Genomic DNA, 17,456 nt, shown 5'->3' with positions numbered 1-17,456 from the left:
TGACCGGTCGGCGGAGGATAATGTGCCCACCATGAGCAGCGACACGGAACGACTGGTGAAAGGCGTGGGTGCGCGGACCTCCGAGCGGGGTGCCGCCACGCGCGTCGCGCTCCTGTCCGCCGCGAGGGAGATCTTCGTCACGAGCGGTTTCGCCGAGACCGGGGTCACCGACGTGGTCGCCCGCGCCGGAGCGAGTGTCGGAAGTCTTTACCACCACTTCTCCGGCAAGGCCGATCTCTACCTCACCCTCTTCGAGGAGTTCCAGACCCGTCAGACCCAGCGGACCAAGCAGGCGGTCCAGGACGCCAGGGCCGAGGGCGAGAGCGACCCGATGCGGCTGTTCATCGCCGGGGCCCGCGCCTACCTGGAGGGCTGCCTGGCCGAGCGGGAGATCTCCGCGCTGTTCCTGCGCGGAGACGGGCCGCCGGGGTTCGAGCTCATCATGCGCGACCGGCTCCGGCAGTGGGCCAACCGCAACGCGGCCCTGTTCGAGGGCGACGAGGGCGCGCTGGCCGTGGTCCTCACCGGCGCGCTCGCCGCCGCGGTCTCCGAGGTCGCCCTGTCCGACGACGAGGACGCCTCCCGGGCCCTGGTCGAGGACGTGCTGACCATCATCGCCCGGATCCACCGCCCCTGAGATCGCCCGGATCCACCGCCCCTGAGGCAGGACCGCCCTCCCGAACGGATAGTGTCGACAGTCGTGCGAAAGTTCACTCAGGGCTTCTACGGCTACGTGTTCGCGATGGCGGTCTGTCTGGCCGCCGTCGGCCTGTTCCTGCTGGTCACGCCGCAGAGCAGGACCGAGCACATCCCCAGGGTCGACTACTCGATCGCCCTGGCCGACCTGCGCCGTACGGCGCCCTTCCAGGTGTGGGCCCCCGAGCCCGTCGCCGCCGGATGGGTCCCGAACAGCTCCCGGAACACGAACACCAACGGCGTCACCACCTGGCGGCTCGGTTTCGCCACGGCCAAGCGCTTCCACGCGATGCTCGCCCAGAGCAACGAGAAGCCCGCCGCCGGGTTCGCCAACCGGCTCTCCAACACCTCCACGGTCACCGGCACCGTCCAGATCAACGGCGTGACCTGGGAGCAGCGTCTCCGCGAGGACAAGGACCAGCGTTCCCTCGTACGGTTCCTGCCGGACGTCACGATCGTCGTCACCGGCACCGCCCCGTGGGACGAGCTGTCGGCCCTGGCCGGGTCCCTCAAGCAGCAGCCGAAGGTCACCTCCTGAGGTCCGCTCCAACCGGAGGGCTTCCGAAGGCTTCCGGGCTGCGGGAGCCGACGGCCAGGCGAGATCAGAAGGGGGCGTCTCCGGACGGGTCGGGTTGCCGCCGCTGCGCCATGGCCGCCGCGAGCTTCACCCTGGCCCCCTGGAGCCACTCCTCGCAGACCGCGGCCAGCCTCTCGCCGCGCTCCCAGAGCTCGATCGACTGTTCGAGGGTGAGCCCGCCCGCCTCAAGACTGCGGACCACCTCGGTCAGCTCCTCGCGCGCCTGCTCGTACGACGGTGTCTTCTCATCGGCCACGCACCCCACCTTAGGTCGTGTCCCGGGGATCTTCAGCCTGTGCCGTCCACCCGGCGTGGTCCCGGTGTGGGCCCGGCATGGTCCCGGTGTGGTTCCGGGGCGGTCTCACCGGTGACGTCCGCCCGGCGCCCCGCCGTACCGTCCGCGTCTCGGCAAGGATGATCCACAAACGATCCGCGGGTGCCTCCCCGGTCGCTCCACCGCAGCGTACGGCTGGGAGGATGCTCGGATGAGCGTTCGTGACGCGACCCCGGAGGACATCCCCGAGCTGGTGCGCCTCCGTGAGGTCCTGGCCGACCGGATGGCCCAGGACGGCAGCTACCCGGTCGACGAGGAGTGGCAGGGGGCCTACGCGGAGAGCCTCGAAGAGCGGCTGGGCAGCCCCGACACGGCCGTCTACGTGGTGGACGCCCCCGGGCGGGGGCTGGCGGCCTGCGGGATCGGCCTCATCTTCGACCGCTTCCCCGGCCCCAGCCTTCCCAACGGCCGCTACGGCTACGTCCAGGGCATGGCCACCGACCCCCGGTACCGGCGCCGGGGGCACGGCCGGGCGATCATGGGAGCCCTCCTGGGGTGGTACCGCGACAGCGGGGTCCGCAGGGTCGACCTGCACGCGACCTCCGACGCCGAGCCCCTCTACCGGCAGCTCGGCTTCGTCGACGACGGCTACCCCTCGCTCACGTGGCGGTCTCGCTCCTGACCGTCACCCGGTCGTCGGGGAAGCGCACCGTCAGCTCGTCGCCGGGGGAGACCTCGCTCGCGAGGCGTACGACATCGCCCGAGGGACGCTGCACGATCGCGTAGCCGCGCTCCAGCGTGGCGGCCGGAGACAGCGAGACCAGGCGGGCCCGCAGGTGCTCCAGCGAATCCTGGGCGCGGTCCAGGGAGGCGGTGAGGGAGCGTCTCGCCCGGTCCCTGAGCTGCTCGGCCTGCTCGGCCCTGCGTTCGACCTCGCGCACCGGGTCGGCGAGAGAGGGACGGGAGCGGGCCGCCGCCAGCCAGGCCGTCTCGCGGTCGAGCCAGCCGCCCGCGACCCTGCGGCCCCGGTCACGGAGCTGGCGGATCAGCGTCAGCTGCTCGCCGACGTCCGGTACGACCTTCTTCGCCGCGTCCGTCGGGGTGGACGCGCGCACGTCGGCGACGAGGTCGAGCAGCGGGTTGTCCTGCTCGTGGCCGATCGCGCTGACCACGGGCGTGCGGCACGCCGCGACCGCCCGGACGAGGGCCTCGTCGGAGAAGGGCAGCAGGTCCTCCATCGACCCGCCGCCCCGCGCGACCACGATGACGTCGACCTCGCCGTCCGCGTCGAACTTGCGCAGCGCCTCGGTGACCTCGCCGACCGCGTACGGCCCCTGCACGGCCACCGGCTCGACCTTGAACCGCACGGCGGGCCAGCGGCGCCGCGAGTTCTCCAGCACGTCGCGCTCGGCGGCCGAGTCGCGCCCGCAGATCAGCCCGACCGTGCCCGGCAGGAACGGCAGCCGCCGCTTCCTGTCGACACCGAACAGCCCCTCGGACGCGAGCAACTGGCGCAGCCGTTCCAGCCGCGCCAGCAGCTCGCCGACCCCGACCGGCCGCAGCTCCAGCGCGGTGAACGCGAAGGAGCCCTTGTTGACCCAGAAGTCGGGCTTCAGATGGGCCACGATCCGGGCGCCGTCGACCGGCCGGGGGAGGGTCGCCTCGTACACGCCGCGCGGGCAGGTGACCCGGGCCGACACGTTGGCCACCGGGTCGCGCAGGGTGAGGAACACCGTGCCGCCGCGGGCGGTCAGCTCGGTGATCTGCCCCTCGACCCAGACGGTGCCGAGCTTGCCGATCCAGCCGCCGACCATCTGCAACACCGTGCGGACCGGGAGGGGCTGCTCAGGGGTGGTCTTCGAGCTCATGGCCGGGAGCCTACGCGCCGGGCGTGACTATTCCGCGGTCTCCAGCTTGGCCAGGCGGTTCTCGTACATCCGCACTACGGCCTCGCGGTTGGCGGTGGCCCGCTCGTAGGTGATCAGCTCCAGGATCTGCGCGGCCGTCCTGCCCCGCATCCGTGCCCGCAGGGACGCGACCGTCAGGTCCGCGTAGCCGGGCAGCGGCTCGGCGAGCGCGGCGGACGTCCCCGAGGAGGGCTCGGCCGTGGCGGTCGTCGCCCCGGGGAGCGCGGCGGCCTCGGGGGCCGCGGCCCTGGTCTCCCTCACCTCGACCACCGCGGCGTCCGAGGTCTCGGGCTTCGCGGTCTCGACCTTCGTCACCTCGACCTTCACCGCCGAGGGGGTCTCGAGCACGGCCTCCACGGGGGCGTTCGCCGTGCCGCTCGCCGCGGCGCTCGTCAGGGCGCCGCTCTCCGCGCTCTCGGCGCTCTCGGTCACGGTCTCCGCGGGGGCGGCCTTGGTGGTCTTGCGGGTCCTGGTCGCCCTGGCCTTCGGAGCGGCCTGGGGGGCTTCGGCCGCGGTGGCCGCGGACTCCGTGGCCTTGGAACCCGCGGTCCTGGACTTCGTGGCCCTGGGCTTCACGGACTTGGAATCCCCTGCGACGGAACCCACGGCCTCGGAGTCCGAGGTCTCGGGCGCGGCGGTCTCGGTGACCGGGGCCTTGGCCTTGGCCCGGGTGGCCCTGGGCTTCCTGGCGGGGGCCTCGGCGACCGCACTCGCCTCGGCGGCCTCGGGCTTCACGGCCTCGGGCTCGGCGGCCTCGGGCTTCGCGGCGGGAGCCTTGGCCCGGGAGGTCCTGGGCTTCCTGGCGGGGGCCTCGGCCTCGGTGGCCTCGGTGGTCTCGGTGGCCTCGGTGGTCTCCGTGGTGGAGCTCTTGGCGACCTCGGGCTTCGCGGGCTCGGTGGGTCCGGTGGGTTCGGCGACCGGTGCCTCCGCGACCCTGGCCTCAGTGGTTTCAGTGGCCTCGGCGGTGGCCGGAGCCTCCGTGGTCTCCGCCGCCGGGGCGGCGGGGGCCTGCGCGGCCTTCGCCTTCGGGGCGGCCGGGCTTTCCGCGTCGGCGGGGGCTTCCGCCTCAACGTCGGCGGGGGCCTTCGCGCCGGCGGGGGCCTCCGTGGAGACGGCCTCGGCGGGCTTCGCCGTGGCGGTCTCGGGCTCCGGGGCGGCGGGGGCCTCGGTGGTCCCGGCGGTGGCAGAGGCATCGACGGCATCGACGGTCTCGGCCTTGGCCTCGGGAGCCTTCACCTCGGGAGCGGAGGGCGTCGCGGTGTCGGGCTTGGTGGGGCTGAAGATGACCGGGGCGGGAGTGCTCTTGGCCCCGTTGCCCTCGGCGGCGGGCCTGCTCGCGGTCTTCTCCGGGCGCGGCGCGAAGATGACGGGCTCACGTCGGGTGGGCTGCCCCGCCTGGTCCGTGGTCTTCTCGGCGGTCTCCGCGGGCATGTCGTCGGCCGTCCCGAAGGGCTCGTCGGCTTCGCCCTGGCCGGAGGTGCCCCTGAACCTGGTCCGGACGCGGTCGCCGAGGAGCAGGGCCTGGCCGACCCCGCTCAGCGCGCTCTGCAACATGTGTAGCGGCAGATCTTTTGCCTTTTGTGTGACATTGCGGATCATGTCGGGGACTGACATATCGTCTCCCTGGGAGGTCTGTATCGAGAAGGCTAGTGTGGCAAGACTTGTGCCGCATGAGCTCGTGGGACGTATGGGCTGTCTCGCGGACGTGTCCACGTAGCATAAGAGCATGACTTCAGACACCCCCGCGACCCGACGCGTACTAGTGGCGAAGCCCCGTGGTTACTGCGCCGGGGTCGATCGCGCGGTCCAGGCCGTGGAGAAGGCGCTGGAGCAGTACGGCGCCCCGATCTACGTCCGTAAGCAGATCGTCCACAACACCCACGTGGTCAAGACGCTGGAGCAACGCGGGGCGATCTTCGTCGAGGAGACCGAGGAGGTGCCCGAGGGCGCCATCGTCGTCTTCTCCGCGCACGGGGTCTCCCCGGCGGTCCACCAGGAGGCCGCCCTGCGCAGCCTCAGGACGATCGACGCCACCTGCCCCCTGGTGACCAAGGTGCACAACGAGGCCAAGCGTTTCGCCTCCCAGGACTACGACATCCTCCTCATCGGCCACGAGGGCCACGAGGAGGTCGAGGGCACCGCGGGCGAGGCGCCCGACCACGTCCAGCTCGTCGACGGCCTGCACTCGGTCGACACCGTGCGGGTCAAGGATCCCGAGCGGCTGGTCTGGCTGTCGCAGACCACGCTGTCGGTGGACGAGACGACCGAGACGGTCTCCCGGCTCAAGGAGCGCTTCCCCCACCTGATCGACCCCCCGAGCGACGACATCTGCTACGCCACCCAGAACCGCCAGGTCGCGGTCAAGGAGATCGCCGCCCAGGCCCAGCTGGTCATCGTCGTCGGCTCGGAGAACTCCTCCAACTCCAAGCGGCTGGTCGAGGTCGCCCTCGACCACGGGGCCGACGCCTCCTACCTGGTCGACGACGCCTCGCTCATCGACGACGCCTGGCTCGACGGCGTCGCCACGGTCGGCGTGACGAGTGGCGCCTCGGTACCCGAGGAACTCGTCGCCGAGGTCCTGGCCCGCCTGGCGCGCAACGGTTTCGAGGACGTCGAGGAGATCGAGTCCGTCCACGAGAGCGTGCGCTTCGCGCTCCCGCACGAGCTGCGCAAGGACCTGCGCGCCACGGTCTGAGCCTGATCACGCGGTCTGAGAGCAGGCGCCTCACCCGGAGGAATCCCCGCTTCTGAGGGATCCCGTCGTCAGGCGCCTCCTTCGGGAAATCCCCGCCCGGGGCCCGTCATCGGACGCCTCCCTCAGATGATCTCCCGCCCGAGGGATCCCGGCAGCCCTCTCACAGATGAGGTCCGGCCGCTACTGGCCCTCGCGCGGGGTGCCGTACACCTTGGGCTCGAAGTATCCCTCGGGCTCGGGGGCGAAGGCGGTGCCGCCGCCGTCGCCTCCGCTCCTCGGGCGGGGGACCGAGGCCTTGGTCGCCCTGAGCTCCTCGCGCAGCTCGCGAACGCAGCGGGTCAGGCCGCGGCGCCAGGCGATGACCAGCACCAGGAACGAGCCGCCGAACAGCCAGGGGGCTCCCTGCGACAGCGCCGTGTACATGCCCAGGCCGAAGGCCTGGACCGGGGTGGCCGCGAACAGGGAGCGGACCGCCTCGATGAACGTGGTGGTCACGAAGAAGACCAGGGGCGGGGACACCACCAGCGACAGCAGGTCCCGGCGGTTCACGAGCGACGCGGCGGCCACGCAACCGGCCACGAACGCCGCCCCGGTCAGCGCCGCCACCCCCACCAGCGCCTGCAGCACGCTGCCCACCAGCGTGGACACCAGTACGAAGGCCAGCGCGCCCCGGACGGTCAGCCGGATGCCCGCGGCCCGGTCAAGCTCACTCATGCGATCACCCCGCCGGCCGGCTGCACGCCGCCTCGCTCGTCCACCACTCGCCCCCTTGACCCTTGCCCTCGCGGACCCCCGCGTCGTCGACCGCGCTGCTTCCAGTGTCCGGCCGCCGGAGCTTTCAGGGAACAGTTTCTAGGGCAGGTCGTTGGCCAACCTACCGTTCACGCGGGACACGAGAGGTGAGCTTGGCTCCTCTTGCGCGAGCAGTTCCGGCGAGGTCAGGGCGCGCGGCAGGTCCTCGACCGCCTGCGGGGTGTCCAGGTCGGTCTCGACCAGCCCCAGATCGTTCAGCTTGCGGGCGCTCACCAGCACCCGGGTCTCCAGCGAGCCGACCGTCCTGTTGTACGACTCCACGGCCCGGCTCAGCGAGCGTCCCAGGGCGTCGACGTTGCGCCCCATGCTGCTCAGCCGCTCGTACAGCTCCTTGCCGACCTCGAAGATCGCCCGCGCGTTCTCGCCGAGCGCGGCCTGCTGCCAGGCGTACTGCGCGGTGCGGAGCATGGTGATCAGCGTGGTGGGGGTGGCGATGTGGACCCGGCGCCGCATGGCGTACTCCAGCAGGGCGGGGTCGCGTTCCAGCGCCGGGGCGAGGAACGCCTCGCCGGGGATGAACAGCACCATGAACTCCGGCGCTGGGCTGAACGCCTGCCAGTAGGGCTTCGAGGCGAGCCGGTCGACGTGGTCGCGCACGTGCCGGGCGTGGGCGTCGAGCCGGATCGACTGGTGGTCGGGGTCGGCCGACTCGGCGGCCTCCAGGTAGGCGGAGAGCGAGACCTTGGAGTCGACCACGATGTTCTTGCCGCCGGCCAGCCGCACGATCATGTCGGGCCGCAGGACACCGTCCGGGGTGGTGACGCTCACCTGCTCGTCGAAGTCGCAGAACCGCTGCATCCCGGCGATCTCGGCGACCCTGCGGAGCTGGAGCTCTCCCCACCTGCCCCTGGCCTCCGGCCGTTGCAGGGCTCGTACCAGCGAGTTCGTCTGGGCGCGGAGCTGCTCGTTGCTCTCGCGGACGACGTCGATGTGCTTGGCCAGCTCGGCGTGGGCGGCCCGCTGGCCCGTCTGGGTGTCGCGCAGCTGCGTCTCGACGCGGGCCAGGGTGTCCTTCAGCGGCTCGATCAGGTGCTCGACGGCCTGCTTGCGCTGCTCCAGCTCACCGGCCGCCTCGGCCCGGTTGGCGGCGAGCCTCGTCTCCGCCAGCTCCAGGAACCGCAGGTTGTTGACGTCGAGGGCCCGGCTCGACAGGGCCTGGAACCGTTCGGAGAGCTGCCCCTCGATGTAGACGACCTTCTCCTCGGCGATCTTCGCGCGGGCCTCGGCGTCGGCCAGGCGCGCGGTGACGTCGGCCGCTCCCGAGGAGGCGCGCGCCCGGCCCAGCAGGAACCCGATCGCGAGTCCCGCGGCGAGGCCCACCGCGAGCTGGAAGGAGAGCGCCATGACATCCACCCCGGCATGATTCCAGGCCCGGCCACTCCTGGCGCGCCGACACGCTCCGGGAGCCGACGCTTCCGAAGCGGGTGCGCTTCCGGAGCCTGCGCGCCTCCGGAGCCGGTGTGCTCCCTGAGCGAGGGCGCTCCCGAGGCCGGTGCGCTCCCCGAGCCGGGGCGCTCCCGAGGCCGGAAGCGGCTCCGTTCGCGCCCGTGACTCGTACCTGTGACCTGTCCGTGGCAGGTAGCAGTGGGTCATTCCGCGTAAACTCGGCTCACGTGAGCCTGAGCATCGGCATCGTCGGATTGCCCAACGTCGGCAAGTCAACGCTTTTCAACGCGCTGACGAAGACCGCCAACGCCCTGGCGGCGAACTACCCGTTCGCCACCATCGAGCCCAACGTGGGCATCGTCGGCGTTCCCGACCCGCGTCTTGAGAAGCTGGCCGAGATCTTCGGATCCGCCAAGATCCTGCCGGCGAAGGTCGAGTTCGTCGACATCGCCGGTCTGGTCCGCGGCGCCTCGGAGGGACAGGGGCGAGGCAACCAGTTCCTCGCCAACATCCGTGACACCGACGCGATCTGCCAGGTCATCCGGGTCTTCAACGACCCCGACGTGACCCACGTGGACGGCGGCGTCGCTCCCGGCCGCGACATCGAGACGATCAACACCGAGCTGATCCTCGCCGACCTGCAGACGCTGGAGAAGGCGATTCCCCGCCTGCAGAAGGAGTCCAGGACCAACAAGGACCGCAAGGCCGCGCTCGACGCGGCGGAGGCGGCGTTCAAGCTTCTCGACGGCGGCACCACCCTGTACGCCGGGGCCAAGGGCGCGGGCATCGACCCGAAGGACCTGCGCGAGCTGCACCTGCTGACGGCGAAGCCGTTCCTGTACGTCTTCAACCTCGACGCCGACGAGCTGGTGGACGAGAAGCTGAGGGCCCAGCTGTCGGCGCTCGTCGCTCCGGCCGAGGCCGTCTTCCTCGACGCGAAGATCGAGTCCGAGCTCGTCGAGCTCGACGACGCCGAGGCGCTGGAGCTCCTGCAGTCCGTCGGCCAGGAGGAGTCGGGCCTGACCCAGCTGGCCAGGGTGGGTTTCGAGACCCTGGGGCTGCAGACCTACCTGACCGCCGGTCCCAAGGAGACCAGGGCCTGGACGATCCGCAAGGGCGCCACCGCCCCCGAGGCGGCCGGGGTCATCCACACCGACTTCCAGCGCGGCTTCATCAAGGCCGAGATCGTCTCCTTCGACGAGCTCGTGGAGACCGGCTCCATCGCCTCCGCCCGCCAGGCGGGCAAGGCCCGCATCGAGGGCAAGGACTACGTCATGCGCGACGGCGACGTGGTGGAGTTCCGCTTCAACGTCTGACCGGCCGGAGATCCCCCGACCCGTCGGCGGAGCGGCCGGGTGTCCCCTTCCGAGGGGACACGGTCCGCCCGCCGCCGGGTGCACGAGCGCCGGGCCGGGCCGAGGCAGTACCGATCGAGGCCGATCAAGACCGATCGGGTTCTGGTGAGGGGCCCGGCGCCGCGCCTGCCGGGGGCACCGGCCCCCCGCCCACCCCCGTCGTGTCTTTCACGCCGGACGGCGCCGGTTTTCGCGACGGACGGCGTGACGCATGACGCCGCGCTTCCCGTCGGCCACCGGCTTCGACGGCTCCGGACGGAGCACTCATGGACGAGCCTGGAGGTTTGTCCATCTTGCTGGAGATTCGCCCTCCGGCAGGGCGTGCTGAGCAACGTCATTTGGGGGTTGTGACCCTGGGTGACGTATTTCGTGTTAAATGCGCAGGTCGCGACAGTCAGGGGGCCGTCCAGTTAGCAATGGGTGGCGTTTGAGTAATCAGCCCGCGCGCTGGCCAGGGGTAATGCGCTTTTCACGGGTCATCGGCGGCATCGGCTGCCTCGTCGGCGTTCCAGACCCGGTTTGCTCAGTCATCGCGATGCCTGCAGCATAGGCGTGGCTTTCCTGGAACAATCGGCTGGGCGGCTAGAGTAAGTGCGTCACCATGGCCAATGGGATCGCGGCAATACGCCCCCGTACCGGCCGAGGATTGACGCGAGCGGAGGCGTGATGGCTCGAAGGTCGACGGTCCAGCGTGATCCCCGGATCGCTGGCGACCCTGAGCTGTCGGCATACCCGGACTTTCCCGACGATCCCGACCTTGATCGCGCCCCGGCGCGCGGGCGGGGCGCGTCGCGCGGACGATGGTCCGGCGGGGGCGGTCGCTGGCTGGTGTGGACCGGCCGTGCGGTGCTCTGGGCGCTGATCATCGTCATCGTGGTGAACGGGGTCCGCGCGCCCTTCGAGCGCTTCACCCAGCAGAACGCCCCCTCAGGCGCGGTGTCCGCGCCGGACGACGGATTCCCCAGGGTCCAGGCCTCCGCCTTCGCGGCCCAGTTCGCCGAGGTCTATCTGAACTTCGACGGCGCCCGCCTCGCGGAGCGGGAGTCGAGACTCGCCCCCTACCTGCCCGAGGGCGTCGAGGCGCAGTTCGGCTGGGACGGTTTCGGCAGGATGAGCGCTGGAGCGGTGCAACCGTACGGCATCGAGGTCGTCGACGCCGACAACGCCGTCGTCACCGTCGCCTACCAGTCGGAGAACCGCCGCCAGCTCCTGTCGGTGCCCGTCTACCACGACCGGGCCTCGAAGAGGTTCGTCGTCGCCGGGCGTCCGGGCATCCTGCCCGCGCCGAGGGCCGCCGACCTGCCGCCCAAGCCCGCGCCCGAGCGCGACCGCGCCGCGGAGCAGGAGCTGCGCACCACGCTGGAGGACTTCTTCAGGGCGTACGCGGGCGACACCACCGCGCTGCAGCAGTACGCCGACGCCGGGGTCACCCTGCAGGGGTTCGGAGGCGCGTTCACCTTCCTGCAGCTCAAGGACCTCGCCGTGCCCGTCGCCGGGGGGACCACCCGCGAGGTGACCGCGACGGTCACATGGGGTGTGCCGTCGAAGGCGCCCCCGGCCGCCGAGCCGGAGCCCGCCGACCCCGGCCAGACAGGAGGCAAGCTGGAACAGTCCTACTTGCTCACCATGGTCAAGCAAGGCGATAAGTGGTTCGTCAAGGACATTCGTGGCGCATACCGATCTGTGGCGGGGTAGCGCATGATCGAATGGTGCCGGTCCACGGTGAGCAGACCCCCCCTGATCGATGAGCCGCCGACTCGGGTTCCCGCGCCTACGCGCCGCGGGCCCGTCCCCGCCCGGCGGGCACGATCGTGAGTACGGAGGACAAGAAGTGATTCTCAAGACCATGCTGCTGAGCGCGATAGAGCTCGCTCAGCCCACAGCTCCTCCGGCGGGTGTCAACACCGAGGGCCTCGCTGACTTCCTCCGCAGCTTCTTCGCGCCGCTCTTCCTGGTCATCGTCTCGGTGGTGGCCCTCTTCTTCCTCTTCACCCGTGAGATCACCAGGTTCGTCCAGTTCATCATCCTGGCGATCGCCATCGGAGTGATCTTCTACGTGCCGAACATCATCGAGGTGACTGCCAAGGCGATCGCGGGCGCACTGGGCATCTCGGGGGGTTGAGACCGGGTCCGAACGGTCAAACAAGGAGAGGCGGAGAGGAGGATCACGTGGATCTGCCCACGTACACCAATATCTGGAGGATCGAGAAGCGGCTCTACAAGCTGTACGACCTACGGCTGCCGATGCCGCTCCCGATCGTCTGGATCGGTGGGTTCGTGGGAGTGCTCGCCCCGTGGTCGCTGCTGCTCTACCTGCTCGGTCTGCCCTTCGCCGCCCCCTGGCACGTCCTCTACCTGGTGCCGCCCGGTGTCGTCACCTGGCTGTCCACCCGGCCGGTGATCGAGAGCAAGAGGCTCACCGAGCTGCTCCAGTCGCAGGTCCGCTACGTGGGGGAGCCGCGCACCTGGTGCCGGATGGCACCCCTGTCCGAGCCCGCCGAGGTCACGCTGAGCGGCCGGATCTGGCGGGCCGCGCCGCAGCGCGCGGCCGTCCGGGTCAAGGCGTCGCGCAAGGCCAGGCACGCCCAGTCCAAGCGCGCCGCCGCCCGCTCGCGCGAGGTGCGTCCCGCCGTGGCCGCCGCGGCGGCGGCCGCCGCCACCGCTCCGGTGGCCCGCGAGCGCGTCGCCTGGGCCGAGGTCCACGCCCCCCGTCAGGGCACCGCCCCGGCTCTCGGCCAGACCTCGGCCGCCGAGGCGTCCCGGGCCGTCGAGGCGCCCCAGGTCGTCGTCCCCGCCGTCCTCCCGATGCCCCACGCGTCCTCAGTCTCCTCCGCGTCTTCGGGGCCGTCCACGCCCTCCGTCGCGCCTTCCGCGCCGCACGCGCCCCGGCCCGTGGTGTCGTCCCTCTCGGTGCCCGTCGCGCCCCCGGCCGCGGATCCCGTGGAGCCGGTGTCCGCCTCCGAGCCCGCCGCGCCCGTCGCCGGGGATTTCGAGGGCTACGAGGACTCCGAGGACGCCGGGTCCGGCGCGCCGGTCGTGGGCACGGGCTCGCGGCCGCCCGCCGACCGGTCCGCCGGACGGTCCGAGGGACCGGCGGATCGTGCTCCGGCGGCCGGATCCGCCGACGCGGGGCACGCGAGCGATTCGAGGGACGAGGCCACGGCGGCGTCCGGCGCGACCGCGGCCCCGGGCGCTCCCATCGGCACCGAGGCACTGCGCCGCCTGCGCAGGCTCGCGGCCTCCGCCGAGGCCCAGCGCGCCGCCACCGCCCCGGCCGTGGCGGACACGCCCCCCGCGCCTACCGCGCCGGCTGTGCCGTCCGCGCCGTCCGCGCCGTCCGCGCCGGTGGCGCCTCCCACGGTGATCGTGCCCGCAGCCTCCTCGGCGTCTTCGGCGTCCTCGGGGGCTTCCGAGACCGTCGCCCCCGCCCCGAAGCCTCCCGTCAAGCAGCGGCCGGAGGCCCCGGCCGTGCCGCCGCCCTCGGTTCCCGAGCCGCCCCGGGCGGAGCCGCCCCGGGTGGAAGCGCCTGCCCCGGCCCGTGTGGCGCCCGCAGAGCGGCCGGCCGTCGTGCCCGACCCCGCCCGGAAGCCCTCCGACCCGGCCGTTCCGTCCTTCGTGCCGAGGTTCGTCGGACCGGCGCCGATCGGGCGCCGCGCCGCGGAGGCGGCCGAGCTCCCGCAGGACAGGCAGGACAGGCAGGACAGGCAGGACGAGGAGAGCGCGCGGCGCCAGCACCGCAAGGGGCAGCCCGCGCCGATCGGCCGACCGGCCGGCACGTCGCAGGTGTGGCCGCCGGAGAGAGCCACGGGCGCGCAGGGAGGGCCCGGCGCCCCCTCGGCTCCCGGAGTCCAGGGAAGCGGCATGTCGATCCGCGCGGTCCCTTCGGGATCGGCCACGGCGGATCCGGTCACCCCCGCGGTGCCGGTGACCGGTTCCTCTCGCGGCGAGGCCGAGACCAGGGTCCGCCGGGTGGAGTCGGTGGTCGGCCGTGACTCCTCGGGCGGCTGGCGGCGGCTCGCCCAGGTGGTGATCGGACCCGGCGGCGGTGGCCGTACGGACGGCTCGGAGATCGACGAGGCGCGGGCCAGGGCGGTGTTCAGCGGCAGCCGCCGGGTGGTGGTCCTGGGATGCACCGGCGGCGCCGGGCAGACCACGACCGCGCTCATGCTCGGCCACACCCTCGCCCGCTACCGGGAGGACCGGATTCTCGCGGTCGACGCCAGCACCGGCTCCCACGCCCTGTCCAGCCGGATCCAGGGCGAGTCGCCCGAGACCCTGAGCTCCCTGCTCTCCGGGCTCGACGACGTCCAGGGATACCTCGGCATGCGCGCCTACACCAGCCGCTGCGCCTCGGGGCTGGAGGTCCTCGCCGGAGACAGCGACGCCGGTGCCGAGCAGCGCCTGTCCGACCGCGCGCTCTTCTCCGACCGGCGGCTCGGCCAGGTGATGGACATGCTCGACCGGCACTACAAGACGATCGTCGTGGACCCGGCGGCGGCCCTCGCCGCGCGGGTCCTCCCCTACGCCGATCAGCTCGTCCTCGTCGTCCCGGCCAGCGAGGACGGACCGGACGCGGTGGCGATGACCTACGAGTGGCTCGACGGGCACGGCTGCGCCGACCTGCGCCACCGGGCGGTCATGGTCGTCAACGGGGTGAGCCGCCGCAGCATGGCCGACGTGGAGCAGGCGGAGGCGGTCGCGCGGGGCAGGTGCCGGGCGATCGTCCGGGTTCCCTGGGAGGACGCGCTCGCCCCCGGCAGGGCCGATCGGGTGGAACCGTCCCACCTGAGGGCACCGGGCCGCCGGGCGTACCTCGCCCTGGCCGGTGTCGTCGTGGCGGGCTTCGGAACGGTTCAGGCGGGTCGACCCAGCGAGGAGGAACTAGCCCAGTGATCCCCCGGGCGCGAGGAGATGTTGTGAGCGGGCGAGACGAGGTGCAGGTGGTGAGCGGGCAGGCCGGCGTCCGGGTGAGCGGGTTGGATCCGGCGCGGGTGAACGGGTCGTACGAGGTCCGTACGAGCGGGCCGAACCAGGCCGGTACGGGGTGTTTCGAAAGGAACGGCGAGGTCCAGGTGGGCGGACGCCGTGGGATCCGGGCCGGCGAGGGGTCCGGAGACCACGGGGGCCGCGGCAAGGGCCACGGGGGCCACGAGGGCAGGGCCGCGCGAGCGGTGGGGGAGGGGCTGTGAGCCGCGCCTCCAGGACGCGCAGCCGCCTGGCCGTCCGATACTTCGACGATCGGATCCTGCTCACCGACTCGTCGGTCTGGGCCTACTTCAGGCTTCCCACCGTGAGCTACGAGTTCATCACCCCCGAGGAGCGGGAGGCGCTGGCCACCAACATCACGATCGCGCTGGCCGCCATCCGCATGCCCGACGCCGAGGTCCACCTCCGCGTCGCGCACCGCACCTACCCCGCCGCCGAGTGGGCGATGGCCCTGAACTCCACCTCCGACGAGGGGCCGGGCTGGCGCGACTACCTGGAGGACATGTACCGCCACGTCTGGGCCAAGGACTTCTGGACCAAGGAGGTCTACCTCGGGGTGCGGCTCGGCACGCGCGGGCGGCAGCTGGGCACCGGGGTCCTCTCGCAGCTCTTCGGCTTCTACCAGCGCAGCGAGAAGGCCCTGGGCATCGAGGACGACCACGTCCCCAAGGCGGAGATCGCCAAGTGGTCCGAGCAGGCGGAGCGGCTGGGCAGGGCGCTGTCCGCCAGCGCGCTGTACGCCAGGCACGCCACCTCCGTCGAGCTCGCCTGGCTCTTCCAGCACGCCACGACCGGGTCCCTCGGCGACCCTCCGGCCTCGGCGAGCCCCAAGCGCCGGTGGGGGCAGGGGGAGATCGAGTCCCTCGTCGAGGGACAGATCCACAACGGCAGGGCGCTGCTGCGCATCGAGCAGCCGCAGGGCGACTCCTACGTGGCGCACATGTCCTTCGCCCGCTTCCCCGACCTCATGCCCTTCCCCGACGGCGAGCCCTGGATGCACTTCGCCGACCAACTGCCCTTCCCCGTGGAGATCAGTTCGAGGATGCGGCTCATCCCGCCGGTCAAGGCGAGCAAGGACGTGGCGCGCAAGCTCGCCCACGCCCGCGACATGGACATCCACATCCGCGAGGCGGGCGCGGAGGCGCCGCTCGCCCTCGCCGAGCAGATCGACGCGGCCCGGATGCTGGAGCACGGCATCACCAAGGAGCGCCTGCCGTTCGTGTACGGCTGGCACCGCCTCATCGTGTCGGCCCCGACCGAGGAGATCTGCGTGCAGCGGGTCGAGGCGGTCGTGGAGCACTACCGCGACATGGGCATCGACATCGTCAACTCCACCGGCGACCAGTTCTCGCTGTTCTGCGAGACGCTGCCGGGGGAGCGGGTCCGGGTCAACGCCTACGCGCAGCGGCAGCCGCTGCGCACCATCGCGGGCGGCATGGCCACCGCCACCGTCGACCTGGGCGACCGGGTCGACGAGAGCGCCTCGGGCTGGATGGGCCCGTACGTCGGGGAGACCCTGGGCCGGGCCCGCAGCATCGTGCACTTCGACCCGCTGGTGGCGGCGACGCGCAACCGGCCGACGGCCATCGCCATCACCGGCGAGCCCGGCGGCGGCAAGACCACGCTGGCGCTGCTGATGATCTACCAGATGGCGCTGCGCGGGGTGACGGTCGCGGTCATCGACCCCAAGGGCGACGCCGACTCGCTGGTGCAGCTGTTGCGCAAGCGGGGCAGGAAGGCGCGGATCATCCCCCTGGGCTCGGCGGCACCCGGCCTGCTCGACCCGTTCTCGTTCGGCGACGACCTCGCGGCGAAGAAGACGATGGCCACCGAGACCCTGCGGCTGCTGCTGCCTCGCATGTCGGAGGAACGCGAGTCGGCGATGATCCAGGCGGTCGCGGCGGTGTCCAACGCCGAGGACCCGTCGCTGGGCAAGGTCGTCGACTACCTCGAACGGACCGAGGACGCCGCCTCCAAGAACCTGGGCGCGGTGCTCCGCTCCATGTCGGACATGCATCTGGCCAGGCTCTGCTTCGACCCCTCGGGCGGCGACCAGATCGACACCGAGGGCTGGACCACGGTCTTCACCCTGGGCGGCCTCACGCTGCCCGACGCCTCCACCGGCCGCGACGACTACTCGTACGAGCAGAGGCTGTCGGTGGCGCTGCTCTACCTCGTCGCGCAGTTCGCGCGAGGTCTGATGAACGGCCTGGACCGGCGGACGCCCAAGGCGATCTTCCTGGACGAGGCGTGGGCGATCACCTCCACCCCCGAGGGCGCGAAGCTGGTGCCCGAGGTGAGCCGGATGGGCCGCTCCCGCAACACCGCGCTGGTCCTGGTCTCGCAGAACGCCGGAGACCTGCTGAGCGAGCAGGTGACCAACTGCCTGTCGTCGGTCTTCGCGTTCCGTTCCACCGAACGGGTCGAGGTGGAGCACGTGATGGCGCTGCTCGGGGTCGAGCCGTCGGAGGAGCACAAGGCGGTGCTGCGCTCGCTCGGCAACGGCGAATGCGTCTTCCGGGATCTGGACGGTCGCGCGGGCCGTATCGGGGTGGACCTGATCTCCGATGAGCTGCTGCGCTGGCTGGACACGAATCCGACCCACGACAAACCCGACGAGAAAGTGCATGATCTTCCTGGGGGCGACAGAGTCGGTAGGCCGGGGGCTGCGGCGCTGGAGGTGCGGTCATGAAAGGCTCCCGCAAGGGGTTCGAGGGCTCTCGTGAGAGACGGTCCCTCAAGGGGACGAAGGGGCCGAAGGGTCCGC

The 17,456-nt window shown here is 71.9% G+C and carries 15 protein-coding genes; 10 read left to right on the top strand and 5 right to left on the bottom strand.

Translation table 11 applies throughout. The features are described from left to right. The first annotated feature begins 31 nt into the window (after nucleotides 1-31). The gene (locus ACFFRH_RS22165) at nucleotides 32-637 is read left to right on the top strand and encodes a TetR/AcrR family transcriptional regulator (RefSeq protein ID WP_344748196.1); all 606 of its coding nucleotides are present in this window, start codon (nucleotides 32-34) and stop codon (nucleotides 635-637) included. A gap of 63 nt (nucleotides 638-700) precedes the next feature. After that, nucleotides 701-1,234: a DUF4245 domain-containing protein gene (locus ACFFRH_RS22160; RefSeq protein WP_344748195.1), complete on the top strand. Its 534-nt coding sequence runs from the start codon at nucleotides 701-703 to the stop codon at nucleotides 1,232-1,234. Nucleotides 1,235-1,298: 64 nt separating this feature from the next. Here the strand turns inward: ACFFRH_RS22160 and ACFFRH_RS22155 are convergent, their stop codons facing one another. Next, on the bottom strand, nucleotides 1,299-1,529 hold the full coding sequence (locus tag ACFFRH_RS22155) for an exodeoxyribonuclease VII small subunit (RefSeq protein ID WP_344748194.1): 231 nt from the start codon (nucleotides 1,527-1,529) through the stop codon (nucleotides 1,299-1,301). A 229-nt stretch (nucleotides 1,530-1,758) separates the two neighbouring features. Here ACFFRH_RS22155 and ACFFRH_RS22150 point away from each other — a divergent pair, with 229 nt between their 5' ends. Then, nucleotides 1,759-2,229, top strand: a complete 471-nt coding sequence (locus ACFFRH_RS22150; RefSeq protein ID WP_386159213.1) for a GNAT family N-acetyltransferase — start codon at nucleotides 1,759-1,761, stop codon at nucleotides 2,227-2,229. On the opposite strand, the gene xseA is transcribed toward ACFFRH_RS22150, so the two are convergent. Next, nucleotides 2,207-3,415 carry an exodeoxyribonuclease VII large subunit gene (gene xseA / locus ACFFRH_RS22145; protein WP_386159210.1) on the bottom strand — a complete coding sequence of 403 codons (1,209 nt, stop codon included), beginning with the start codon at nucleotides 3,413-3,415 and terminating at the stop codon, nucleotides 2,207-2,209. The genes ACFFRH_RS22150 and xseA overlap by 23 nt on opposite strands. Nucleotides 3,416-3,442: 27 nt before the next feature. Next, nucleotides 3,443-5,008 carry a hypothetical protein gene (locus tag ACFFRH_RS22140; RefSeq protein ID WP_386159207.1) on the bottom strand — a complete coding sequence of 522 codons (1,566 nt, stop codon included), beginning with the start codon at nucleotides 5,006-5,008 and terminating at the stop codon, nucleotides 3,443-3,445. A 172-nt stretch (nucleotides 5,009-5,180) separates the two neighbouring features. Between ACFFRH_RS22140 and ACFFRH_RS22135 the strand changes: the two genes are divergently transcribed. Beyond that, a complete protein-coding gene (locus tag ACFFRH_RS22135) occupies nucleotides 5,181-6,149 on the top strand; it encodes a 4-hydroxy-3-methylbut-2-enyl diphosphate reductase (protein ID WP_386159204.1) in 969 nt (322 codons plus the stop codon). Between the two features lie 180 nt (nucleotides 6,150-6,329). On the opposite strand, the gene ACFFRH_RS22130 is transcribed toward ACFFRH_RS22135, so the two are convergent. Both ACFFRH_RS22130 and ACFFRH_RS22125 read right to left on the bottom strand, forming a co-directional pair. Next, the gene (locus ACFFRH_RS22130; RefSeq protein ID WP_344743045.1) at nucleotides 6,330-6,863 is read right to left on the bottom strand and encodes a DUF6542 domain-containing protein; all 534 of its coding nucleotides are present in this window, start codon (nucleotides 6,861-6,863) and stop codon (nucleotides 6,330-6,332) included. Between the two features lie 138 nt (nucleotides 6,864-7,001). Next, nucleotides 7,002-8,306: a DNA recombination protein RmuC gene (locus ACFFRH_RS22125; protein WP_386159379.1), complete on the bottom strand. Its 1,305-nt coding sequence runs from the start codon at nucleotides 8,304-8,306 to the stop codon at nucleotides 7,002-7,004. 269 nt (nucleotides 8,307-8,575) lie between these two features. Here ACFFRH_RS22125 and ychF point away from each other — a divergent pair, with 269 nt between their 5' ends. The 6 genes from ychF (at nucleotide 8,576) to ACFFRH_RS22095 (ending at nucleotide 17,381) form a co-directional block, all read left to right on the top strand. Further along, the gene (ychF, locus tag ACFFRH_RS22120; RefSeq protein WP_344743046.1) at nucleotides 8,576-9,664 is read left to right on the top strand and encodes a redox-regulated ATPase YchF; all 1,089 of its coding nucleotides are present in this window, start codon (nucleotides 8,576-8,578) and stop codon (nucleotides 9,662-9,664) included. Between the two features lie 705 nt (nucleotides 9,665-10,369). Then, nucleotides 10,370-11,398 carry a conjugal transfer protein gene (locus ACFFRH_RS22115; RefSeq protein WP_386159199.1) on the top strand — a complete coding sequence of 343 codons (1,029 nt, stop codon included), beginning with the start codon at nucleotides 10,370-10,372 and terminating at the stop codon, nucleotides 11,396-11,398. Between the two features lie 151 nt (nucleotides 11,399-11,549). Further along, nucleotides 11,550-11,825 carry a hypothetical protein gene (locus ACFFRH_RS22110; protein ID WP_329093688.1) on the top strand — a complete coding sequence of 92 codons (276 nt, stop codon included), beginning with the start codon at nucleotides 11,550-11,552 and terminating at the stop codon, nucleotides 11,823-11,825. A gap of 47 nt (nucleotides 11,826-11,872) precedes the next feature. Next, nucleotides 11,873-14,596: a TcpE family conjugal transfer membrane protein gene (locus ACFFRH_RS22105; RefSeq protein ID WP_386159196.1), complete on the top strand. Its 2,724-nt coding sequence runs from the start codon at nucleotides 11,873-11,875 to the stop codon at nucleotides 14,594-14,596. A gap of 23 nt (nucleotides 14,597-14,619) precedes the next feature. Then, a complete protein-coding gene (locus tag ACFFRH_RS22100; protein ID WP_386159193.1) occupies nucleotides 14,620-14,892 on the top strand; it encodes a hypothetical protein in 273 nt (90 codons plus the stop codon). Then, entirely contained in the window at nucleotides 14,889-17,381 is a 2,493-nt protein-coding gene (locus tag ACFFRH_RS22095) for an ATP-binding protein (RefSeq protein ID WP_386159190.1), read from the top strand. The genes ACFFRH_RS22100 and ACFFRH_RS22095 overlap by 4 nt, the downstream gene beginning before the upstream one ends. Nucleotides 17,382-17,456: the final 75 nt, after the last annotated feature.

The sequence above is a fragment of the Streptosporangium vulgare genome (genome assembly GCF_042428775.1).
Lineage (GTDB): Bacteria > Actinomycetota > Actinomycetes > Streptosporangiales > Streptosporangiaceae > Streptosporangium > Streptosporangium vulgare.
This window is presented reverse-complemented; position numbering and strand designations above follow the sequence as displayed.